Origin of the sequence: Janthinobacterium sp. 17J80-10 (genome assembly GCF_004114795.1) — a bacterium.
In the GTDB taxonomy this organism is placed as follows: domain Bacteria; phylum Pseudomonadota; class Gammaproteobacteria; order Burkholderiales; family Burkholderiaceae_D; genus Paucimonas.
Genome location: NZ_CP035311.1, coordinates 1,927,415 through 1,950,697, shown reverse-complemented (window position 1 = coordinate 1,950,697; position 23,283 = coordinate 1,927,415). Strand labels below are relative to the sequence as shown.

At 58.1% G+C, this 23,283-nt stretch carries 21 protein-coding genes; 3 read left to right on the top strand and 18 right to left on the bottom strand.

Features of this window, described 5'->3' with window-relative positions:
- Positions 1 to 20 precede the first annotated feature (20 nt).
- From EKL02_RS08895 to EKL02_RS08885, 3 genes are all read left to right on the top strand, one after another.
- Positions 21 to 461, top strand: coding sequence for a putative toxin-antitoxin system toxin component, PIN family (locus tag EKL02_RS08895; protein WP_128901711.1), 441 nt, complete (start codon positions 21 to 23; stop codon positions 459 to 461).
- 91 nt (positions 462 to 552) lie between these two features.
- A complete protein-coding gene (locus tag EKL02_RS08890) occupies positions 553 to 1,731 on the top strand; it encodes a pyridoxal phosphate-dependent aminotransferase (protein WP_206732475.1) in 1,179 nt (392 codons plus the stop codon).
- A 196-nt stretch (positions 1,732 to 1,927) separates the two neighbouring features.
- Complete coding sequence (locus tag EKL02_RS08885) at positions 1,928 to 3,067, top strand: HD domain-containing phosphohydrolase (RefSeq protein WP_128901710.1); 1,140 nt, start codon at positions 1,928 to 1,930, stop codon at positions 3,065 to 3,067.
- Between the two features lie 36 nt (positions 3,068 to 3,103).
- On the opposite strand, the gene EKL02_RS08880 is transcribed toward EKL02_RS08885, so the two are convergent.
- The 18 genes from EKL02_RS08880 to EKL02_RS08795 form a co-directional block, all read right to left on the bottom strand.
- On the bottom strand, positions 3,104 to 5,629 hold the full coding sequence (locus tag EKL02_RS08880) for a FimV/HubP family polar landmark protein (protein WP_164931991.1): 2,526 nt from the start codon (positions 5,627 to 5,629) through the stop codon (positions 3,104 to 3,106).
- Positions 5,630 to 5,867: 238 nt separating this feature from the next.
- Positions 5,868 to 7,040: a tetratricopeptide repeat protein gene (locus EKL02_RS08875; RefSeq protein WP_128901708.1), complete on the bottom strand. Its 1,173-nt coding sequence runs from the start codon at positions 7,038 to 7,040 to the stop codon at positions 5,868 to 5,870.
- Positions 7,037 to 7,927, bottom strand: coding sequence for an AAA family ATPase (locus EKL02_RS08870; protein WP_128901707.1), 891 nt, complete (start codon positions 7,925 to 7,927; stop codon positions 7,037 to 7,039). The genes EKL02_RS08875 and EKL02_RS08870 overlap by 4 nt, the downstream gene beginning before the upstream one ends.
- A gap of 12 nt (positions 7,928 to 7,939) precedes the next feature.
- Entirely contained in the window at positions 7,940 to 9,658 is a 1,719-nt protein-coding gene (gene mshL, locus EKL02_RS08865) for a pilus (MSHA type) biogenesis protein MshL (RefSeq protein WP_128901706.1), read from the bottom strand.
- A 14-nt stretch (positions 9,659 to 9,672) separates the two neighbouring features.
- Positions 9,673 to 10,068 carry an MSHA biogenesis protein MshK gene (locus EKL02_RS08860; protein WP_206732474.1) on the bottom strand — a complete coding sequence of 132 codons (396 nt, stop codon included), beginning with the start codon at positions 10,066 to 10,068 and terminating at the stop codon, positions 9,673 to 9,675.
- A complete protein-coding gene (locus tag EKL02_RS08855) occupies positions 10,053 to 10,769 on the bottom strand; it encodes an MSHA biogenesis protein MshJ (protein WP_128901705.1) in 717 nt (238 codons plus the stop codon). The genes EKL02_RS08860 and EKL02_RS08855 overlap by 16 nt, the downstream gene beginning before the upstream one ends.
- Positions 10,766 to 11,461 carry a PilN domain-containing protein gene (locus tag EKL02_RS08850; RefSeq protein ID WP_128901704.1) on the bottom strand — a complete coding sequence of 232 codons (696 nt, stop codon included), beginning with the start codon at positions 11,459 to 11,461 and terminating at the stop codon, positions 10,766 to 10,768. Before EKL02_RS08850 ends, EKL02_RS08855 begins: the two co-directional genes overlap by 4 nt.
- Positions 11,458 to 12,408 (bottom strand): agglutinin biogenesis protein MshI, encoded by a 951-nt coding sequence (locus tag EKL02_RS08845; protein WP_128901703.1) that lies wholly within the window; start codon positions 12,406 to 12,408, stop codon positions 11,458 to 11,460. The genes EKL02_RS08850 and EKL02_RS08845 overlap by 4 nt, the downstream gene beginning before the upstream one ends.
- A 132-nt stretch (positions 12,409 to 12,540) precedes the next feature.
- A complete protein-coding gene (locus EKL02_RS08840) occupies positions 12,541 to 16,194 on the bottom strand; it encodes a DUF6701 domain-containing protein (protein ID WP_128901702.1) in 3,654 nt (1,217 codons plus the stop codon).
- A 14-nt stretch (positions 16,195 to 16,208) separates the two neighbouring features.
- The gene (locus tag EKL02_RS08835) at positions 16,209 to 16,685 is read right to left on the bottom strand and encodes a hypothetical protein (RefSeq protein WP_128903444.1); all 477 of its coding nucleotides are present in this window, start codon (positions 16,683 to 16,685) and stop codon (positions 16,209 to 16,211) included.
- Positions 16,675 to 17,520: a prepilin-type N-terminal cleavage/methylation domain-containing protein gene (locus tag EKL02_RS08830; protein ID WP_128901701.1), complete on the bottom strand. Its 846-nt coding sequence runs from the start codon at positions 17,518 to 17,520 to the stop codon at positions 16,675 to 16,677. Before EKL02_RS08830 ends, EKL02_RS08835 begins: the two co-directional genes overlap by 11 nt.
- Positions 17,510 to 17,995: a pilus assembly protein MshD gene (locus EKL02_RS08825; RefSeq protein WP_128901700.1), complete on the bottom strand. Its 486-nt coding sequence runs from the start codon at positions 17,993 to 17,995 to the stop codon at positions 17,510 to 17,512. Before EKL02_RS08825 ends, EKL02_RS08830 begins: the two co-directional genes overlap by 11 nt.
- Before the next feature lie 16 nt (positions 17,996 to 18,011).
- Complete coding sequence (locus tag EKL02_RS08820; RefSeq protein ID WP_128901699.1) at positions 18,012 to 18,464, bottom strand: GspH/FimT family pseudopilin; 453 nt, start codon at positions 18,462 to 18,464, stop codon at positions 18,012 to 18,014.
- Between the two features lie 165 nt (positions 18,465 to 18,629).
- Positions 18,630 to 19,022, bottom strand: coding sequence for a prepilin-type N-terminal cleavage/methylation domain-containing protein (locus EKL02_RS18660; RefSeq protein ID WP_128901698.1), 393 nt, complete (start codon positions 19,020 to 19,022; stop codon positions 18,630 to 18,632).
- A gap of 103 nt (positions 19,023 to 19,125) precedes the next feature.
- Positions 19,126 to 19,599 (bottom strand): type II secretion system protein, encoded by a 474-nt coding sequence (locus EKL02_RS18655; RefSeq protein ID WP_128901697.1) that lies wholly within the window; start codon positions 19,597 to 19,599, stop codon positions 19,126 to 19,128.
- Positions 19,600 to 19,753: 154 nt separating this feature from the next.
- The gene (locus tag EKL02_RS08805; RefSeq protein ID WP_128901696.1) at positions 19,754 to 20,296 is read right to left on the bottom strand and encodes a type II secretion system protein; all 543 of its coding nucleotides are present in this window, start codon (positions 20,294 to 20,296) and stop codon (positions 19,754 to 19,756) included.
- Positions 20,293 to 21,534, bottom strand: coding sequence for a type II secretion system F family protein (locus tag EKL02_RS08800; RefSeq protein ID WP_128901695.1), 1,242 nt, complete (start codon positions 21,532 to 21,534; stop codon positions 20,293 to 20,295). The genes EKL02_RS08805 and EKL02_RS08800 overlap by 4 nt, the downstream gene beginning before the upstream one ends.
- A gap of 14 nt (positions 21,535 to 21,548) precedes the next feature.
- The gene (locus EKL02_RS08795) at positions 21,549 to 23,252 is read right to left on the bottom strand and encodes a GspE/PulE family protein (RefSeq protein ID WP_128901694.1); all 1,704 of its coding nucleotides are present in this window, start codon (positions 23,250 to 23,252) and stop codon (positions 21,549 to 21,551) included.
- Positions 23,253 to 23,283: the final 31 nt, after the last annotated feature.

The following is a 23,283-nucleotide window of genomic DNA, read 5'->3' as shown; positions in this document are numbered from 1 at the left end:
TTATGGAATCAAACCCCGCAATGATACCGAATCGCGTCGTTCTCGATACCAATGTTTGCCTGGATCTGTTCGTATTCCATGATCCGCGCTGGCAAATCCTGCTGGCGGCCCTGCAGGATGGCAGCATACAGGCAGTGACGCGCGCGGATTGCCGGCGCGAGTGGCAGATCGTGCTGGGCTATGCCCACCTGCGCCTGGACGAAGCCGGCAGGATGCGCTGCGAAGCGGCATTCGATGCGCTGATCCGCCTTTTGCCTGATGAGGAACTGGTGCCGCAGGCGGATGTCCGCCTGCCGGTTTGCCGCGACCCGGATGACCAGAAATTCCTGGAACTGGCGCGTGACGCCCGCGCCGACACCCTCATCACCAAGGACAAGGCGCTGCTCAAGCTGGCCAGGAAGAACGCCAGGGCCGGCATGTTTCGCATCGTCCCGCCGGAAGCCTGGCCGCTGGCGGCTTGATCAAGGCGCTGGCGTCTGGCGGACAAACCGCTAAAATGGCAGAAATATCCCATCCGGGATGCCATCAAACCCTGTCGCCCGCCCCATCGCCATGAGCACAACATCTGCCGCAGTGCCCCAACCCCGCATCGTCTCGCGCCTGCCCAAGGTCGGCACCACCATCTTCAGCGTCATGTCCGCGCTGGCCGCCGAAAAAGGCGCCGTCAACCTCGGACAGGGGTTCCCCGATTTTGACTGCGACCCGGCGCTGGTGGAAGCAGTTGCAGCTGCCATGCGCAGCGGCCTGAACCAGTACCCGCCCATGCCCGGCGTGCCCGCCTTGCGGAGCGCAATTGCCGCCAAGATCGAGGCTCTGTACGGGCGCAGCTACGATGCCGGCAATGAAATCACGGTCACTGCAGGCGCCACCCAGGCCTTGCTGACCGCAATCCTGTGCTGCGTCCATCCGGGCGACGAAGTGATCGTGATCGAGCCTGCCTATGACAGCTACGTGCCGGCAATCGAACTGGCAGGCGGCAGCGCGGTAACGGTACAGATGGTTTTGGGCGCAAGCGGCTATCAGGTCCCCTGGGACCGGGTGGCTGCTGCCGTCACTGGCAAAACCCGGCTGATCATGGTAAACACGCCGCATAACCCGACGGGCTCCATCCTGCGCGCCGGCGACCTGGATGCGCTGGCGGCCATCGTGCAGGGCACCGACATCCTGATCCTGTCCGACGAAGTCTATGAGCACATGGTCTACGATGGCGTACGGCACGAATCGCTGTGCCGCCATCCAGAGCTGGCGCGGCGTGCCTTTATCGTTTCCAGCTTCGGCAAGACTTATCACGTCACTGGCTGGAAGGTCGGCTATGTCGCGGCGCCGGATGCGCTGACGGCGGAATTCCGCAAGGTCCACCAGTTCAATGTCTTCACCGTCAACACCCCGGCGCAGCATGGGCTTGCCACCTACATGGCCGATCCCGCGCCCTGCCTGCAACTGCCGGCGTTCTACCAGCGCAAGCGCGACCTGTTCCGCGATGGCTTGCAAAACACCCGTTTCCGGCTCCTGCCAGCCGATGGCACCTACTTCCAGTGCGTCGACTACTCGGCCATTTCCAGTTTGAGCGAAAACGAATTCGCGCAGTGGCTGACTGCGGAAATCGGCGTTGCGGCGATTCCGGTATCGGCGTTTTACCAGGCGCCGCGTGATTCCGGGATTGTGCGTTTCTGTTTCGCCAAGAAGGAAGAGACCTTGCGCGCGGCGCTTGGGCGCCTGGCAACGTTGTAATTCTGCGCTGCGATGTAAAAGACTGTAAAACGGCGTCCGGCTTGATTGACATACTGATCATTGAGCGCATTTAATGGGCTTACCGATGACGTCTGCACAGCCGGGCGCATGAATCGCCAGCAAGGCAGGCACGCCACCCAATACGACAACGCTTAAAAGCGGTGGCGGCGACATCCGGTTATTTTCCGGAGAAGATATGGGTAAACGCCGCATCAACATGACCGACCTGATCATTGGCGCACCCTTGCAATGGGACGTCTACGATTCGACCGGCCACCTTTTGCTGGGCAAGGGGCACATGCTCGTGCACGCACGGCAACTCGAAACACTGGTCGAGCGCGGCCTGTTCATTGACGCGCTGGGGGAGTCCGGCGATGGAAAGCGCGCAGCATGTGCGCAAGCCGCCGAAACGCCTTCGGCCCTGCGCATGATCAACCAGGTAAACCGGCGACTGGAAGCCCTGCTGGTCAATCTCCCCAACGAAACCGGCGCCGAGGCAAAATTGCTGGAAGCAGCCAACGTGCTGATACGTGCTGCCGCAAGCGAGCCGGATATCGCCCTGGCGAGTATCCTGCTGAACCAGCAATGCGGCATTTACCCGGTGCGGCACAGCATCGATACGGCCATCGTCGCGCTGCTGGTGGCAAGTTCCCTGCACAAACCAGCCGACGAGATCACGCTGGTCACGGCAGCGGCCCTGACCATGAACGTCGGAATGCTGCGCCTGCAGGAAACCCTGCAGCACTCTGCCGCGCCACTGAGCGCGGAAGAATCGAAAACAATCCAGGAGCATCCGCAAGAAAGTGCGCGCATGCTGCAACATGCCGGCGTGGCACAGCAAGACTGGCTATCCTGGGTATTGCACCACCACGAAAACGAGGATGGCAGCGGCTATCCGCACGGCAAGCACGGCGCCGACATCCCTGCCAACGCCAAGCTCATTTCACTGGCGGACCGTTACTGCGCGCGCGTATCGACGCGCAATTACCGCAAGTCGCTGCTGCCGAATGCCGCCCTGCGCGATATTCTGCTGGCGGACAAAAACAATATCGACCCAGCCGTGGCATCGGCTTTCATCCGTGAACTGGGCATTTATCCGACGGGGACCTTAGTGCGCCTGCAGAACGGTGAAATCGGCGTGGTCACGGGCCGCGGCCCCAGCACCACCACCCCGAAGGTCCATGCGCTGATCGGCCCGCGCGGCGCACCTCTGGCGCAAGCTTTCAGGCGCGATACGGAAAAGCAGCTCTATGCGATCCGCGACGTTCTCACGGAAGAACAGGCCTCGATGCGTTTTACCATGCAGCAGCTGTGGGGGCCGGCAGCCGCCCTGTAGCGTGCGCGGACAAGGCTTGCCTTGAAACGCGACGGCTTACTGCCAGTCGATTTCCTTCAACAGGCGCTTCAGCATTGCCTTGGCTTTTTCTATCTGCAGCGGCGTGCCTCCCTGGATCACTTCTTCCAGCAATACACGTGCGCCGACGTTTTCGCCAATTTCCTGGTAAGCCTCGACCAGATCCAGCTTTCTTGCCATGTCGGCTGTGCGCTCAGCATCGTCATCAGCTGCATTGACCGGAGCGTCGGCTGGGGCGCTGTCAGGCCGGGAGTCTTTCGCGAGAGCATCCTCGGCAACTTCCTGGCCGTTCCGCACGATTTCGGGCTCAATATTGCCGCCGCTTGCCTGGCGCGCAGGGGCGGACGGCTGCGGCATTTCCAGTGCAACCTGCAGGTCTTGGGGAATTGCTTCTTGCGCCTTGACTGGCGCAGGCGTCACGGCGGCGGCTTTAGGGATTGCCGGCTTCGAGATAACCTGGCGGGAAGTAGCCTGTTGCGAGGTGGCCCTGTCGAAAAAATCGGCTTCCTCGTCGGCGATCGATGGCACGCTCATGTCCGTTTTAATCTTGGGCATGCTGACGGTCTGGCTGATCAGGCGCGGTTGCGGATCATCGAAGCTCAATTGTTCGCGCTTCCGGGGTGTCTCGGGGTCGCGCGCCACGCCGATCAGGTGAATGACTTCACGGTAGACTGCGAGGTCAAAGCCGGTCCGGGCACCCTCACGCTCGTCCAGCAACAAGCTTTCCAGGTAGGGAACGATGCCTGCGCCTTCCCACAACTCTTCGATCTTCTCGACCACATGCGGATAGTCGCGCAGGCTGCGCAGCGCCCCCGCCCCATCTTCATTGTTCCAGGCGGGCGCATTGGTATTGAATACAGACTTGATACGGGCTGCCAGTGACTGGTAATTTTCCTGTTGCCCGGTTACCCGGTACAGATCCAGCAGATAGATCCATGGCACGGGAGAAACCGGCCGATCAACACCGGAGTATGTTGCCAGGATCTCAATGGCATGTTCGGGATCGTTCAGCAGCATCCAGAATTCCGCTTCCTGCATGAGGTCGGAGATTTCCTCGACCTTCATCGGCTGCACTGCGCTATTGCGTTTATTGGCGGCCTTCCGGACTGTCTCGAAACTCTGGCTGTCATCCGGCGCCCGGCTTGCCGGCATCGGCGTCGCCGGGGGCATGTCAGGTGCTCCTGGCGAGGCGGAAACTTCCGGGAATTCGGCAATTGCCGGTAATTCGGTGACTGAAAAGTCGTTTTCCAAGTGCTCCTGTTGCCGTCTTGCCCTTGCCACTTTCAAGGTCTGCAACACCGGCTCCTGCCGGTGCGCTTGGCGGGATGCCCAATCAACGGCCAGCGTATCGTCAAGGGGCATGCCTTGCTCCCAGTCGGACGGCTCGGAGTCGCCCCGCGCGGAACTGGCCGGAGCGGCAGCGGCAAATGTCTCGTCGACGCCAAGTGTATTGCCCCATTCGTCCAGCTCGGTTGCCGGGCCAGTGCCTGAGGTATCCCAGAAAGCCCCATCCTGCCGGCGAGCGCTCTTCCGCTGGCGCAAATACAACCAGCCGAGCGCTGCCAGCGCCGCTGCCAGCAGCACGCCCAGAATCGCTGCCCATCCGGATGACACCGTATTTCGCTCCAGGCTGGCCAAAGCCGCCTTGTCCGCCAGATGCTGCTGCTCGCCCTGTACCTTTAGTTTTGCCACCTGCTGCTCGAGCTCCCGCAGCCTTGCCTGGGCGTCCAGAAGCTGCTTTTCCCCGGCTGTGACCGGATCTTCCCCGCGCATCACCATGGCAAAGCGCGCGTAGGCAGCCTTGAGCTCGGCAGCCTTTTGCGCGTCGCCTGTATCGCGCGATTCAGACAGGGTGTCGGAAAGCTTCAATCCCGGTGCAAAAACAGGAGCGCCATCAATGCCGACATCATCGCTGGAAAGCTTCAGCACGCTGCGCACCACTTTTCTGGCGTCCTGACGCACAGAATCGACCTTGCGCCCGCTTCGCATCGGTGCCGCCTCGGAGGCCGGCGCAGCGTCCGCCTTGCCCGGCACCTTGCGCTGCACAGCGCGGCGTGGCACATCTGTCGCTTGCCCGCCGCCCTCTGCGGGAGCCAGCATGGCTTGCTCGCCATTCGCATTCCGGCGGGAGGGTGCAATTGCCGGAGCAGCTTGAGGCGCTTGCGCCAGCTGTGGCAAGGTTACGACCGGATCCAGCAGCAACTGGTAATTGCGCTGAACGGCCGCACCGCAAGCCACGGAAAGGTTGAGTATGACCGCTGGTTCATTGACCGGTTGACGCGTGCTCAAGCGGATGCTCGAGGCCTCGCTGCCGGATCCGACTGTGGCCTGAACCAGCGTGATCAGGATGCCATCCGGATGTTCAAGCCTGGCTGTGATGCAGGATGCGGTCAAATACGGCGTTTCCGCACCAAAGACAGGGACGCTGGCGCGCAAGGGATGGCCGAGCGCGGATTGGACCCGGATCGGCCCAAGGCCAGCCGCATATCCAGCGCTGCCCCATGCCGCAATCACCACGAGCGCAATCGTGCGTAATACTGGCATTCGGTGATCGCGCATGATCAGATTGTCCCTAAAGCTCATTCAGCGGTGTTTTATTAATTATTTGTTCGAGAGCCTGATCACTTACATTAAGTCTTCTGACCTAAGGCGATGATTTGGCAACGAAAATCCGGATTCCGGCTACGATAGGCGTATTACCGTAATAATGCCTCATCAACAGGGAGAACTCCGTTTCACATCGCTTGTTGGGCTACATTGTGTATTTAATTTACAACCAATGTTACAAACTGTTTAATTTCTCGTCCACGAATGCCCGTAATTCCGCGGTCAGGCCATTTCCCGCCTTTGCCCGGTTGTAAGCGGCAATCGCTTCCGGATTGCGGCTTTCGGCCTGCAGCGAAATCGCCTGCCCCATCCACCACAAGCCGTTTTCCGGCGACTTGCGCAAAGCAACCGCATAATGCTCGATTGCTTCACGATGACGGCCATCACGCTGCAGCAAGGCAGCAAGGAAGGCCTGATACTCGGCGCGTTCGGCTGCATGCGGCAGTGAACGCTGCAGCGTGGACAATGCCGGCCTTAGCTCTCCGCGTTCCAGCTGGAGTCGCGCCAGGATCATCGCCAGCCCGGTCTGGCCGGCATCCAGTTGCAGACCCTCGCGCAGGATGCGCAGCGCCTCGTCCTGGCGCCGCGACTCGATCAGCAAAGCCACCAGGGTCTGGCGCGCGCCGGCATGGCGGGCATCCAGCCGCAGCGCCTGCTCAAGGCCAGCGAGTGCCTCGCTCGTCCGGCCTTGCTGGATCAGATTCGATGCCTTGCGGTAGTCGTTTTCGGCGTTTTGCTGCGGCGTCAATTCACGCACCTGCTTGGCAATCACGACTTCCGGCGAAGGCTTCGGCGACACAGCCGAAGTCAATGCGGGCGCAGCCTGTGGGACAGGTGCTACAGGCTGCGATACGGCGGGCGTCACTGGCAGTGCCAGCCGTGTGCCGTCTGGCTGACTTGCGGCCGGTCGCGCATTGCCACTATTGGGCGCATTTATCGCCACTTGCGGCGGCGCTACGGGCGCAGCCGCTGGTGCAGCCAGGGCCGCTTCAGGTACCGCTGCAACTGGCTCGATAGGGGACTTCAAAGGCTCCGCGGCAGGCTCGGCCGCCATTGCAGGCGGCATTGCCATGGTTGACGACGGCAGGCGACTCAAATCCATTTCTATCTTCAGTGGCAATGCCGCTGCGGCACTGCGGGCCGTCGATGCCACTGGCACAGCTCCCGCAAACCATATCCAGAGACCGATGGCAAGCAGAATGCTGGCAAGCGCCAATGCCAGCCACCATGCTGGATGAATTCCGCGCCGCTGCGGCACGACCCGGATCTGGCCTTGCATTACGCCACCCAACGCCGCCGGCGCGCCGCGGGCATCAAGTTCCTGCAGCATTTGATTAATCAGACTCATCTTGCATACATCCAAAGCAAACCCGCTACGAAAATCAAGGCCGGCACCGCAAAACCCGCCCAGCGCAGCGCACCGCGCCTGACGAAAATCGTATCTCGGGCGGCCGCCCTCACGTGTGATGCGCGCACTTGCTGACGACCCTCGCCATACGCCAGCATAAGGGTTTTATGCGCAAGTATGTTGGCCAGGCGTGGCACGCCGCCACTGGCGCCATGCAAGGCCTTGACGGCGTCTCGGGCGAACAGGCGATTGCCCGGATAACCGGCCACATTGAGACGATGCGACAGATAGAATTCAAGATCGTCGCGTGACATCGGTCCGAGGTGATAATGAAAAGTGATGCGCTGAGCCAGTTGCCTGATCGACTCCAGTTGTAGCTTGCGATTCAGTTCTGGCTGGCCAAACAGCACGATTTGCAGCAGCTTGCGCTTTTCTGTTTCAAGATTGGTCAACAGACGCAATGCCTCGAGTGTCTCCAGCGGCATGGCCTGCGCTTCGTCCAGGCATAGCAAGACCCGCTTGCCTGCACGCGCCAGATCCAGCAGGCGCTGATTGATCGACTTGAGCAAATGATGCTGCTCAATCCCCTTTTCCGGCGTCAACCCCAACTCCTCTGCCAAGGCGAGCATCAGCGTACGCGGCTCAAGCATCGGATTGGGAATGTACGCCGTGACGAATTCGCTGCCCAGACTCGCCATGAACTTGCGGCACAACAGCGTCTTGCCAGTACCGACCTCACCGGTGATTTTGATGAAACCCTCGCCGTTTTTGGCGGCGACCATGAGCGTATTCAGCGCTTCCTGGGAGGCTGGCGCGGCAAAATAATAACTGGTATCAGGTGTGATGCCGAAAGGCAGCTCGCGTAAGCCGAAGTGATTCCTGTACATGCCGTATCCGCATTACTGCAGCGGATTGCGCTGCTCCAGCGGCGGGGGCGGTTCCAGCGCCTGGATACGACGCTGGCTCTCCGTCAAATCCTGGGTCCATGCCTGATTGCCATCCACCACAGTTGGCTTAAGCAAAATCACCAGCTCGCGCTTTTGCGTGCTGCGATTGGTATTGCCAAACAAGTTGCCCAGCACCGGCACGCTGCCCACACCAGGCATTTGCGAGCGGTCCGAGGCCGCAGCCTGGCGCATCAGTCCACCAATGGCGACGATCTGTCCATCCCGTCCGCGTACGATGCTGTCGGTCTCTGATACGGCACTGGAGGCCAGCGGCAGGCTGAACGTCCCGGCACTGCCCAGATTGATCGGCTTGTCCACCGTCGTCACTTCGCTTACTGAAGGATGGATATGCAGGATGATGTTGCCGTCTTCGTCGATCTGCGGGGTCACATCCAGCGCAACGCCAGAAAAGAATGGCTGCACCGTGACACTCGGGCTGGTGGTGGTGGACGTGCCAGTCGTCGTAGTGGTGCTGACATTGGTAACGAAAAACTCGTCACGCCCCACCTTTAGCACGGCCTTCTGGTTGTTCAACGTAGCGATGCGGGGACTCGACAGCACATGCACCGAGCCTTGGGTCTCAAGGAAAGAAAGTAAAGCAGCAAAGTTACTGGTCTGGAATGCCAGCCCAAACAACCCGCCCGCGATCGCGGCCGGGTTGGCGGCTGCAATCAGGTCCTGGCCGGCGCTGTTGGTGGCAATCTGCGATCCGATCAAGGGACCATTTGGTTGCAACGCGGTCCCCGGCGTCAAGACCCCAAAGGAAGCCCGGTTGCTGTGGTTACCCGCCCTGAATGCTGCCCAATTTACGCCAGTCTGATAACCGTCGCTCAGTTGCACTTCGAGGATCTTGGCTTCAAGGATGACCTGGCGGCCAACGGACAGCTGCGTCGCTTTCAGGTACTCGGCGACATCGCGCAATTCGTTCCAGCCGGCCCGCACTACTACTACGCCTGACTGCGGGCTGACAACCACACTACGACCCTCCTTGCCGCTGCCAACAATGGCGTCCAGCGAACTCTTGAGGTCGCCCCAGAAATCATTGTTGGAACTGGTGCTGATCTTGCTGCTTTCGAGCGCACGTGCGCTGGTGCCCGGTGAAGTCGTCGTGGTAGCAGCCCCTGCCGTCGACGCGCCGGTTGAGGAGAGATCGCTGACCGAACCCGACGACACGCGGATTTCCGACGTCCCCTTGCGGTTGCCTGTCAGGTAATTGACCTTGAATACGCGGGTTTGCATGCCCAGTGACTTGACGTAGATACGCGTGCCTTCTACTTTGTAATCATAGCCATACTGTTCGCGGATCGCATCCAGCGCTTCCAATACCGTCACATCCTTCAAATTGGCCGAAATGACGCCGCTGACCTCGGGATGAACCAGCATGCTGTAGCGTGTGCCAGTGACGATGGCCATGAAAAACTGCTGCGCCGGCACAGCATTGAAGGCCAGGCTAAAGCGCTCTTCCAGCGGTTGCTTCGGCTTGGGGATTTCAATGTTCAGCGGGGGCAGCAGTGCTGCGGAAACAGCATCCTTGTCGGCTGGTCGAGCCTTGCTCTCTGTTGCAGCCTTGGCGATTTCCGCATTGATAGCGTCATAGGTGTCACGCCTGGATGCTACAGAACTACAGCCGGCCAGGCTTGCCACCACGATGATTGATATTATTTTATTCATACACTCTCGCTGATTCATTCCCGCTTGCCAGGAGTCTTACCCGTTGCCCCGGCGGCATTCAGTCGCTTTTCGATCCCTGGAAATAGCTTTAACGTCTGCACATCCTTGCCGTTACCAAGCACTACCTTGCCTTCGTCAATTTTCGCTACACGCAAATCACCAATTTTGTCGCCCACCTGTACCGTCTGACCACTGATCACGGCAACACGGCGACCGGAAGCGATCAAAACCGATTGCAATACCGGACCGCTGGCAACAACCGACCCGGCCTCCCCTGCGGCAAATGCGGCAGGAGGACGTGTGGGATCCGGCAGATTATCCGTAGCCATGACCGGGGAAGCGTTTATCAGCATCATCACAATGCAGAACAACAGCCTTGACTTGCCAGCCTTGTTCACAGATTCAACCATTTTCGATCCAGACTCAGGGTAAACAAGGTCAAGGTCAAGGTTGCCTGTGGATACTCGTCCACCTGCAATTTTGCCTTGCCCCAAAACAGTTGCCAAGGCATCGATTCCAGATCGGACATGTAGCGCAACATGTCCGGGTAACTGCCTTGCACGGTAATTTCCACACCATGCTTGAAGATTGCGTCAGCTGCAGTCGGCGCAGTTTTGCTGGCAGCCACGGGTGACAGCGCGGTTGCGGAAGCATTTTTTACTTCAGATTGCGACGCTGTGCTGTCTGCAACGGTAGTAACCGGCAATGTCTTCAACGCGATCAGCCGCAGCTTGCCATTGCGCTTCAGGATATCCTCCAGCAGCGACGACATCCGTTCCGGCGACACCAATCCTTTTTGCAGATCCAACAAGCTGCTTTGCATTTGCGCGAATCGGTGTTGCAGCGCCTGCAGACGTACCCGGTCAGTAGCATCCGGATCAACTTCGCGCGCCTTGATCTTTTGCTGAATGCTCGACTGGATTTCCTTCATCCTTGCCTGATCCTGACTGAGTTGCTCAGCCAACTGCTGTTGACGGAGGAATTGGGGCTCAAGCAGAAAACGGTTTACCAAAAATAACAGCGCGACCGCGATCGTAACAAACACAATTACGCGCTCTCGCAAACTCAATGCATTGATTTTTTGGGCCAATTTTTGCAATTGCGGCATCATTGCACCGTCCCTCCACCGACGTTTGCCGGCTGCGCAGACGAATCCGACGATTGCAAGCTGAATTCCACATACGGGGCTGCCATGGACCGTCTCTGTGCTCCTGCCGTATTGGCCGTATTGGCCGAATTAGCCGTTAGCTCCATCTGCGGCACCTGGATTTGCAGAGCTGAAAAAGATTTTCCTTGCAATACGGGTTCATGCTTTAACCGGTTGATGTAGGCGGGAACCAATTCTGGACGCAACGCCCTTCCCTGCAAGCCAATTTCGGCGCCAGCCCCATGAATGCTGAAACCGGTCAGCCACACGCCCTCAATGATCTGCCGGGCAAAGGCACGCAAGTATTCGGCATGCCCATTAGTGTTACCGAACTCGCCCGCCTGCAACAGGTTATCGACCTTTTGCAGCGAAGCCATTTCGGATTCCATTTTTTTGATTTGCTCTTCCAGCACCTTGCTTTTCTGCCGCGGAGGAAATGCCGCATCAGCCTGGACAAGTTGATCCTGGGCTGCCTTCAGCTGCATGCTGGCAGCGGCCGCCTCGGCACTGAGCCTGGAGGAGCGATAACCCGCATAGGCAGTCAGCAGGGCTGCGCCAAGAAGGATCAAGCCGATTGCCTGGGCCATCGTCACGGCGGAAAAATATTTTTTTTGCTGCCGGAAGATCGGATTAAACAGATTGATTTGCTGGCTCACAGCGCCTTCTCCTCGAGGCGCAATGCGGCCCCCAGTGTAAAGAAATAACGCTGCTGCGATTCGGGCTTTTCCAATTCAGGCGTCCTGGAAATGTCGAGTACAGCGTCCAACGCCATCTGCTCCACGGGAAGATAAAGATTGGAAGCGAGATACTGTTGCAAACTGGCGCCTGCCTGCCCCATCGGGCCCAGCACCAGCCTTGAAACGGTAATAAAATGAAACTGGCGATCAAAGTGGTCAAGTGAACGCTGCAATTCCAGCGTAACCCTGTCGAGCCAATCGTTTTTTTGCGATTCGTCGGCCTGCTCCAGTTGCGACACACTCACATCAATATGACGCGACAAATACAACTCGCCAGCGAACGTTACTGTCAACAGACCACCATGCGCACCGAACGACAGGAATGCGATACCACGTCCTTCGGTTTCAAGTAGCTGGGCAATATTCCGCTGCGCCATCTCCGGGATGTCGATGATACTCAAAGGGATTTTGGCACCCGCAAACAACACCTGGCGCTGCTCGACAATCTGGTTGCGCGCGGCGACTGCATACATTGAACGGTTGCGTCCCGGCGTATTGCTGTCACCCGGAATATCCATGACATCGATGGTCGCATCATCGATGTGAAAATCAAGCATGTCCTTCAAGCGCCAGCGCATCGCTGTTTTCAATTCGTCCGGAGGCACGTTTGGCGCCTCGACAGTCAGCAACTGATATTCTCGCGTGTTCAACAATGTGGCGCAAACGTAGTCCTCGGCATGTAAATCCTTGCCGATTTTTTCCAGCTGCGCTACGGACGGCGGCGTTTCCATCGGATAAAAAGCAAGCATTTCCACGACAGGCAAGGCTGTTGCGGAACGTTTGATCGACGCGGCACAGATTCCCTCATCGAGGAAACCGATGACCAAGGAACCCGTATTTTTTTTAATTTTCGAGAAAAAACCCATGCCGCCAATAAAATTAGAAGTTGCTTGAAATTAAGTTAATAAGCCGTTGATGTCAATGGCTTTTAACGCAGAATCGGCGATCTGCAACAGAAAGATTCTCCGGATTTCACACTTGTTTTCAAAATCCGCGAATCAATACATTTCCCTCATGTAGATCACCGGCCCGCTTTTGTAAACGCCAAAAGTAACTCTTGCAGCCGGATCTGCTGCCCCGGCCCCCTTCCAGTTGTATTGCAGCCAAGGCAAGCTTGCGCTTGCGGCGCCCGGTCCTGCAGCGCCGATTGCCGTGCATTGCACACCAGTCGTCGTTGCGCCGAGATTCAAGGTCAAATCTGCCCAACCGCCATTGCCGCTGCCCGGTCGGGCCAGCTTGGCAGTAAAGGAAGGCGCGCTTCCGGTCACCGCGCTCACTGCCGTCTTGCAGGCCGGATTAAGCTTGTTGGCGGCCCCGCCGGGGAAGACAAACCCGAAGTTGGCCGGCAGGATCACCGTGCAGGTATCGGCCGTATTGGCGACGAACCCACCGGCATTCCAGTATTGCACTGTCAGTGACAGGGGCAATTCAAGCAATTCGGATCCATGGGCATTGGCCACCCTGATCCGGCCACTGCGGATTGGCGTATTCCCCTCCACAGATACCGCAGGCGCCACTCTCAAGGACGTCACGCCGTCACCAGTCGTGCCATTGTTAAAGGTCTCGGTCGCCCGAATCGTGATGCCCGCAGGCGGCGTCTGTGCCGAGGTAAAGGTGAATATCGGCGGCTGGTGGGTATAGGGCGCCGCCGCAGGTGTCGGCAGCGTAGCAACACCAGCGCTGAATGCAGCTGCTGCCACCGCAGCATTGGTCAAATTGCCGGCCGCGCCGCTGCTGTCCGACAAGGTCACCGCCCGGGCAAAATTCGGCGAAGTCAAGGCCGTGCCGTCATAGTTGACGGTGGTAGTAGGTGTCGCGAGACCATTTTTTGCCGTTATCGCCACGGCGAAAGGCTGGCCTGAATAAGTGAACGTGCCACAACCTGGCAACGTGACCACCGTATCAAAATGATCGGGTATGAAGCGGCCGACCGTGCCGGCACCGCCAACACCGCTGCATGTGGTTCCTGAGGCGCCTGTATTGCCTGTGGCGGTGAGGCCGGAACCGAGATAACTGCCGCTTGCCAGGTTGGCCACCAGGTCAATATTGCCGACCTCACTCCAGTTAAGATTACTAAGCAACATCGCGCCGTTGTTGAACGGACCAACTGTACCCGTAAAATTGCCTGACGACGTACCGGCACCCGTTGGCAGGCACTTGACATGCGTCAGCGTGACGTTTTCAGGCACGGTTTCCTTACCAAAATTCGGGCTTACTCCCGGTATCGGTGCGCCGTTAATTGCGCTCAGGGTCGCACTAAAGGTAGTGCCTGCCTTGATCGGTCCGCTGGTGATACTACTGAAACCGAAACGATGCGGCGCGACGACAAACGGCGCCGACTTGCTGAACAAGGTCGTGCCGCTGCCCGTGGAACGCGCAGCCAGCGTAATCTGGCCGACATCCGGATAATTCAGGAAAAAAGGCACTGCCGGGGTCGGGTTCGGCGCGACAGAATTGAAAGTAAGCGCCCGTGTCGTATAGCTGCCGGAGGAGATGCCGAGCGCGCCGTTGCCGTTGGCTGCTATGGTGCTGGCAGTGCCAGCGCCGGCACCCGGTGCAAATGTCACCGCCTGCCCTGGCTGGCAACTGCCAGGATTGTTGCACTCGAACGCCAGGTCCACATTCACCGACGTACCCGGTGGAAAAACGGCAGAGCAAACACCTGTGCAGGGCCCCGGCGTCGTGCAGCTGGATTTGACCGCCTGCAGGTAATACGTGCCGGAAGCAATGCCGGCACGCTGATTGGCGATATTGTTGCCGCTACTGTCGACAAAGCGGAACCCCGCACTGTCGAAGCTGATGTTTGCATCGCATACGGAGCCATACGTATAATCCTGCGCCACGCAAGTCGATGCTGTACCAGAGCGTTCGGTAAATACACCTGCCGTTACATTGATATTGGTGCTTTCGGAAAAATTGTTTTGCAAGCCGAGTATCACGCTGGATTCGCCACTGAATGTGTACGTGCCCGCACCATTTCCCAAATTGACAACCGGGTTGATTGAGCCACCAGTGACGGTAGACCAGGTGCCGTGATTGGTGCTGGTGGACAGATTAATCGTGGCGCCAGACAGTGTATAGGCCGCGTGATTGGTGTCGTGGGCTTCGATCGTGATATTGGCAACCGCATTGCCGCAATTGACCAGCGCGCCACCATGCGAAATATGAAAATGATCGAAAGCCGCGCAACTCGGGCGCGTGTCGTTCATGTCGGCGGTTGCCTGGCTGGCATTGATTTCAGTCCCATAGATATTGACTTCATCAAACAACCCGTTGGCACCCCGGATAGTACCGCCCGACGGGGTCACGCCCGATGTCGCGTTGTCGCCCAGGTCAATCGTGGTTAGCGCCGCAATGGCCCCGGTGGAAGTGGTGCGCAAGGTTTTTACCAGAACGCCGTCAAGGAAAATCTGCAGCAGGGTCTGGTTGGTGCCGGCTCGCAGATTCCAGCTTACGCCGACATGATGCCAGGTACTGGCATTGAACGACTGGTTGGCTGAAGTGACTGTCATGACCGTTCCGGCACTGTCGGTGACGGAAAATTTCAATGCGCCGGCCGAACTTTTCATCAAAAAAAACGGCCGGGCAGCACTTGCCGTGGCATCAATGAGCATTGCGTCCGTGGTATTCCATTTGGCATTGGAATTGAACCAGAAATCAATGGAGCCAACATTGGCCGGCGTAATAGGCGTCGCGACCGCATCGATGGTCGTGGCGGAATTATTACTTGTAAAACTGCCGCCCCGGCAAATTTTGCCATTCGCGCTGCTGGCCGCTGCGCCAACACGCACGGCATCCTGCCCGTTGCCGGAGCTGTCCTTGATTTCCCCTGCAGTGCCGTTCCATGCTCCCTCGTCGAAGCGGTATTCCGCCCCCTTGCCCGCCAACTGGTTGGCCGGATACCAGAGGATAGCTGAACCTGCAACCGGATCGATAAAAATCTGGTTGAAGGAATAGAGAGTGGAATCGGTCGTGCTGACCTGCACTCCGACCGTCGCGTCCGAACCGTCGGAGCTGCCGTTGGTGTACTGGAACTTGAAATTGCTGTTCAGTCCGCCAGCCGGGCTTTCATACAGGATCACCTGAAAATTGTAACGTTCGGTTTGCGCATAAAGCTTCACGTTGACCCAGGAAATGACAAACCGCCGGTTCGGCGCCGCGCCCAGCAGCTCATAGCGAACCGATGCGCCGGAGGTGGAATTTGCAGTGCCGGCCACGATGTCATTCCAGTACGGAATGATGAGGTTACTGGGAACGCCGCGAGTACAACCGGTAAAAGCAGCGGCCTGCGCCGTGATCGGCAGCGTTGTATTCGTGTAGGTACGCCAGAAACCGGAGGTATCGTTGCCGAACGCAAGCATGCCGTTGGAATAGACCCGCACGCCTGACTGCACCGCGCCTGCAAAGGTAAATGTGAAATCGTTGGCGGGCGTAGTTGCGCTGGCAAAAACGATGTCAGCAAAGTCATCGTCGCCACTGGGATAGGTGGTGCAACCCGGCGCTGCGCCGGAAGTATGCCATGCCACGACGCCGGCGCTGGCCGAGGGCGTGTCGTAGCTGAAGACATCGTTGCGGTAGGCATAGGTCGCGGCTTGGGCGCCACATGTCCACAAGAGCAGGCACAATACTAACCATCGCGCAAATCTGTTCATGTCGCCTCCCACATTCATCTTTCGATATTAAGTTGTAACTGGCGTTCGACGTAATTCGACTGACCCGGCGCGCTTCCTGTCAACGAGGCGGTGGAAATGATCCGATAAATCCGTATGGTGTCTGCTCCTTCCGAATGCGATGTCGCCGTACAGCTGACGGTCACGCCAAATCCCGACAGGGTCCCCGGCATTGCCGCGAGCGCTTGAGTTGTCCCGCCCGCAGCCTGGCAGTTCGCCTCGAAGCCAGCGCCAGGGCTTTTCAGGATCCGGTAGGCTGCCCACTCTATCCCGGCGCGCGCCGCGTGATAAGCTCGTACACCCTGGATGTCCTGAGCAGAAGTGGCGTGCTGCACACCGGAGAATTGCACCATGAACGCGCCAAGAGCGGCGAGCACCACCACCAAAAAAATTGCCGATGCCAGTGCAAACCCGCGCTGCGCAACGAGACGCGCAGGCTTCAGTACTGGGGCAGGAAAATGATCAGGGTACATTATTGACATGCACTCCCTGATAAAGGCTGACCGTCTCGCCATTGACGGTCTGAGCCAATTGAATTGACACCAGGCCGCTGCGCTGGGTGGCGCCCGGCGAGTAATCGAAAGCACAGGCACTCACATTCTGCGCCAGCAGGGCATTGACCACGCCCGCACCTGCCGGGGGATTAACCTGCGCTGGGCTGATGGCATAGGCCGAATAGCGCCGCAGGGTGCCTGCACCCAAATCGCAGACATAAGATACCGGGGTATCGACGACCTGAAAGCGATGTCCCGGGGAATCAAATGGAAAAGGCGCCGCCGGGGCAGTCATTTGTACGGTACTTTGCGCACCCGTCGCGCCACCGTATGCGCGTCGGTTATTGCCAGCGTAGGCATCCGCACCTGCAATGCCCAGATTGTAGACAACGATCTGGTCGCCGGCTGCGAAGGTGATTGCCGGCCCCAATATATCGAAACTGGTATCGTTTTGGGTGAAATCCAGAATATTCCCGGCGCCAAGAGAGGACGGTTCGGCGCGATAGCGCCCCCCCTCGCGGGTGGAAAGGAATTCGAGCGCCAGCGTATTGCCGGGCAAAGTGTCGCCGCTGATGCGCACACTGTTCGGCAGCGCCAGATGCAGGTCCCGCGCCATGCGGCGCACGGTGGTATCCGCGACATCCGTCAGGGCTGCGCGCTGCGATGCCTCGAAATAGCCCTGGACCGGAGCGCGGATAAACACGGCGACCATCGCGGCGATTGCGCCGGTGATGGCGATCACCATCACCGCCTCGATCAGGGTAAAACCCTGCGGGCGTCCAACAGGCGCATTGGTGCAAAACTCAGGGCGCATAATTTGTGCGATAAGTGTTCAGTGTGATGGAGGTCGCTGCCGGACCGGTTACCGTGACCGTAATCAACTTGGCATCCGCTGCCGGCACAAAGATTGCCCCGTCGCCCAAACCGCCGTCGCTGGCAACATTAACCCTCACCCGATAGTTCTCGAGACCGTTAATGACCGCACCATCAATCGTGCGAATGCCGGTAAGATCAAAGCCATGATAATCACTGACGTCGTCAAACAGTGCACGGTTTGCCTGTGTTGCCGCACCGGTGAACGCCCCCGGATTTGTCGGATTGGCAAACTCCTTGAGCACGACTTCATCCAGCATTGATTCTGCAATCGCCTGCGCCTGTTTGCGCAGCATCGGGTCGGCGCTGGACCTGGTTGTCACATTCATTACTGACAAAATCCCGACGATGCCGATACTGACGATCACGATGAACATGACCAGTTCGACCAGCGAAATGCCGGATTGCCTGGGCATGCATTTTCCTGGCGCGCTAGTAGACATAGCCGGTTGCCGCTTCTATCGTGATTGTGCGTGTTGTCCCGCCATGGCTTACGGTGACTGTCGCGGCCTGGGTCGGGCTGCCCAATCCGGTAAAAGAAAATGACGATACCGTGCTTGCGAGCGTTACGCCGCTCGGTGGCACCTTGTAAAACTTTGTTTTATCGGCGGGATTGACAACATAGGTAACACCCGCAGTGTTGCAGTTCACATCTGCAGCATAGGTCAGGCAAATGCCGCTGCCGGTCACGTTCACAAAAACATTGGTACGCTGGGCAACCGCCACCTTCTGACCATAGCGGAGCATGGCCAGAGTCTGATCGTAAAAGCCGCGCGCGTCGAAGGTACGGAGGTCAAAAAACCGCGGCGCCGCAACGGCAGACAATATCCCGATAATGACCATAACGCCGATCAATTCGACCAGCGTAAAGCCGGATGTTTTCATCGCGTTCTCGATTCACCAATAGTCTTGCAGTGCACTGGAAGCCGGAAATAAAAAGGCGGGAGGGGACGTTATTCTCCGCCCCGCCCGCCATTCTGCTATACACTTAAACAGTGCAGTATTTCACCCGGCATCGGCCGGCTCTAATACTGTTACCGAGTACAGCAATCAGGGAATATCGCCTACGCACAGGACTGTGTTACCCACGGCAGCGGTGGCGGCAGTACAACCTGCATCAGTGTAGGTTGGAACCGTATAAGTGGTGCCATTGATTTTCACTTGTACGCCAGTGGCGGCTGCCGTACCTGGAGGCGTGATTGCCGCAGCAAGTGCAGTTACATCGAGAGTAGCCGGCGTACCTGTTGCCGCCTTTTGCGCGACCAGGATCGAATGCGCCGACTTCACGCCGCCGCTCATGCCTGCCTTGGATGCCGTCAGAGCATTGCCTGATAGATCGACAAACTTCGGCAATGCCGTTGCTGCCAAAATACCCAAGATGACGATCACCATGACCAGTTCGATCAAGGTAAAACCAGATTGCTGTTTTTTAAGGGAATACATGATCTCTTCCTTCGTTATAGTAGTGAGTTGCATTGTTTATTTAAATCAATTTGCTGACAACTTGAATATAGCAGAGCGGCGACAAAACATTCTTTAAATCATGTTACGTGCAGTTCGCCAATGTTGCGTTGATAGTAAATGTCGGTTGAGTATTCGCGGCAGCGGCAGCTGTGTACGAAATCGTGCAATCGCTGGCGCCCCCGGTGTGGCTACTGTCGGCAGCGGCGACCCGCGGCGCGGTCAGGCCAGTCGTTACAAAATCGCTGCTCAGACCGGCAAGAGGCACGATCGAGGCCGCATCCGGATAGCCATTGGCAAATACGACCGTCGTACCTTCGACAACAATCGCCGGACTTGGCGTTCCGGTAAAACTGGCGTCAAAACCACGTGTAATCAGCGTGGCGTGCGCCATGGCGGCGGCTGCCTTGACAGACCCCATTGCGCCATTCATTTTCGCCAGCCGGGCATCAGCTTGCAATGCAGCAAATTTAGGCAGAGCAAAAGCACCCAAAATCCCGATAATCGTAATAACGATTACCAGTTCGATCAGCGTAAAACCTGTCTGAACTTTCCGCATTATTAACTTTCTTAACTAATTATTTTTCCGAACCACTGCTACCGATAATCTTACTTCAAATAAAGAATTTCCTGAGGCAACATTTAAATTTTTTCGCAAATTTCAGCGATTTCTACCACATATTACTACACGGAAATATTTTTACTTCGGTGGATTAATCCTGCGAAAACCATCGATAAGCCTCTACAAACTCCACGGCCACGCTATCCGAAGGTTCATTTGCAACAACGTTTGGTACACCGCCATCCGTATTACGAATAGTTATGACTTTTAGTCGAACCTGTTTTCGCCCGGTACTATCTGGCTGAAAATGTGCGCCGTGCTGGACTGAGTAGACCAGCATGCGGTCGGTACGATCAAAATTCCATGTGCCAGGAAGGGCGTGCTGCCCTTTCTCACTCGCAAATTCACCAGCGTAGTTTTCCTGCTTGTCATCTAGCCATTCGATAGGGTTTTGCTTCGCCAGCGTAGAATATTCTTGCGCGCGGCCAGCCACCAGCAAGCCGGCCATGCGCAGGCGCAACCCACTTTTGATGCGGCTGACGGTGTATTCCATGCGTGCCTTTTCCGCCATTTCCTGATAAAAGCGCAACCGTTCCAGCAGTACCGCAGCGAGTATGCCGAACACCAGCACGACTACCATTAATTCCAGGCGCGAAAATCCCCGCTGGTCGCCGGCCTGTTGCACCTTCATCATTTCTTCGACATTGCCGCCTGGCCCAGATCCCAGATCGGCAAGAACACACCCAGGGCCAGGATCAGCACCAGGACACCAAGCCCGGCAATCAGGATCGGCTCGATCTGTGAAGACAACGTCTTCAATTCATAATCGACTTCGCGCTCATACATGCCGGCGATTTCATTCATCAGGTCGTCGAGAGAACCAGATTCCTCGCCCACGGCCACCATCTGCAGCACTACTGGCGTGAATACGCCGGCAGTGACGGCGGTACGCAGGATGCTTTCACCGCGCTCGACGCCGTCGCGCATCTGCTCGATACGCGCGCCAATGAAAGCATTGTCAACGGTCTGCGCCACAACATTCATGCCTTGCACGATCGGCACCCCACTCTTGCTGGCAAGCGCGAAGCTGCGGGCAAAACGTGCCAGCGTCGCCTTCAGCACGATCTTGCCGAAGATGGGCATGCGCAACTTGGCACGATCCCAAAGGTAGCGCCCCCTGACCGTTCTGACCCATCCAATAAACGCCGCCACCGCTCCAGCCATGCCCAGCAATATCAGCCACCAGTACTGAACCGTGAAGTTCGATGTGCCAATCAGAAGCCTGGTCATCCACGGCAGCTCCGCCTTGAAGCTGGCATAGACGCCGGCAAAGGCCGGAATGACAAAGTAGTTGATGACGCCGACCGCCGCGATCATGGCAATCATCACGAAACTCGGATAGCGCAGGGCAGTCTTGACGCGCTGGCGCATGTCGCGCTCGAACTCGAGATGATCGAACAGGCGCAGGAAAATTTCATCGAGCCGCCCGGTGGTCTCGCCCACCCGCACCATGTTGATATAAAAGGTGGAAAACACTTCAGGATGGCGGCGCAGCGACGCCGACAATTCGCGACCGGCGTCCAGTGATTCGCGCACATCCTTCAACACCCGCGCAAAAGATTTATTGATTGCCGACTCCTGCAGGCCTGCAAGGCCGCGCATGATCGGCACCCCCGCCTTCAGCAGTGTGTACATTTGGCGGCTGAACAGCTGCACATCGATCGAGCGCACCTTTTCCTCGAACAGCTGCTTCCACCAACCACCCTCCTCGTCTGTGCCGGTACTGACGGGCTTTCTGGTCTCAACTATCGAGACGGGAGTAGCACCCGTGCCGAACAGCTGCTCAGCCACGGCACCGCTGTCAGCGCTCTCCAGTACACCCTGCAACAGTTCGCCGCGAGCATTGCGGGCTTTATAGGCAAAAAACGGCACGTCAGCTCCCCGTATCAGTCATCGAACTGGTTACTGATGCGCATCGCCTCAGCAATGGTCGTCCTGCCGGCAACCGCCAGTTGCACGCCATGCCGCCGCAAGGTATTGCCCGCCATCTGGGCTTCGGCAACCTTCATGAATTCAGCCGGATCACTGCTGTTGGCAGCGTCCGCCACTGCCTCCGTCATTTCCAGCAATTCATATACGCCGGTACGGCCCCGATAGCCGGTACCGTTACAATGCGGACAGCCGCGGCCATGGACAAACTTGTGCTCGGCAACCTTGTCGTGCAGTTCGGACTTGAGCCATTCGTGCTCGGTCGGGGTGGGCGCATAGGGCTCGGCGCAACTCTCGCAAATCACCCGTACCAGCCGCTGCGCCAGCACGCACTGCAGCGAGGTGGCGACCATGTAGCGCGGCACGCCCATGTCCATCAGGCGAATTGGCGTGCTGACGGCATCATTGGTGTGCAGCGTGGAAAGCACCAGGTGGCCGGTCAGCGCGGCGCGCAAGCCGATCTGGGCGGTTTCCTGGTCGCGCATCTCGCCCACCAGCACCACGTCCGGATCCTGCCGCAGCGCGGCGCGCAAGACGCGGGCAAAGGTCAGCTCAATCTTGTCATTGACCTGCACCTGGTTGATCCCCGGCAGGCGGTATTCGACCGGGTCTTCGACGGTAATCAGCTTGCGCTCGGTGGTATTGAGTTCGGCCAGGGCGCCATACAGGGTCGTGGTCTTGCCGCTGCCGGTAGGACCGGTAACCAGAACCAGGCCATTCGGGCGCGCAACGATGGCGCGCAACCTGGTAACCATTGCCGATGGCATGCCGATGGCGTCCAGGCGCAGCGTGCGGCTGCCCTGGTTCAGCAGACGCATCACCACCGATTCGCCATATTGCGTCGGCATGGTCGAGATACGCACGTCGATCTGCTGCTGGCGCACCTTGACGGCAAAACGACCATCCTGCGGCAGGCGCTTTTCCGAAATATCCAGCTCCGACATCAGTTTCAGGCGCAACGCCAGCGCGGGCGCGATCTTGATATCGGATTCCGTCTGCAGATGCAAGACGCCATCGATGCGGAAGCGGATCTGCAGGCGTTTTTCCTGCGGCTCGATATGGATATCGGAAGCGCGCACCTGGGTGGCATCGTCGAAGATCGATTGCAGCAATTTGACAACCGGCGCTTCCTCCAGCCCGGCCGCGCCGCCCAGGCCACCGAAATCGATTACCGCATCGCCAAGGTCTTCCTCGAGTTCGCGGGCGAAATCGGTGATGTCCTCGGTACGGCGATAGAGCCGGTCCACCGTCGCCAGCAATTCGCTCTCATTGACCACCGCCAGCGAGATGGCGCGCTTGACGATGCGCGAAATTTCATCATAGGCGAACAGGTCGGTGGGATCGGCCATGCCGACGATCAGTGCACCCGCCTTTTCCTCCAGCACGAGCGCGCGAAAGCGGCGCGCCTGGGTTTCCGGCAACATGCGCACCAGGTCCGGGCGGACATTGAAAAACTTCAGGTTGACATAGGGGATATTCAGCTGTTTGGCCAGCGCGCCGGAGATTTGCTCTTCCGTGACAAAGCCGTTTTCAATGAAGACGCGCCCCAGCTTGCGTCCGGTGCGCTTTTGCTCGCCCAATGAAAACGTCAGCTGCTCTTCCGAAATCAGCTTTTGCTGCACCAGCAATTCGCCCAGTCGGATTTTTTCCGGCCTTGGCATAGGCATTCCTCCTGTATTTATAGGAGGCAAT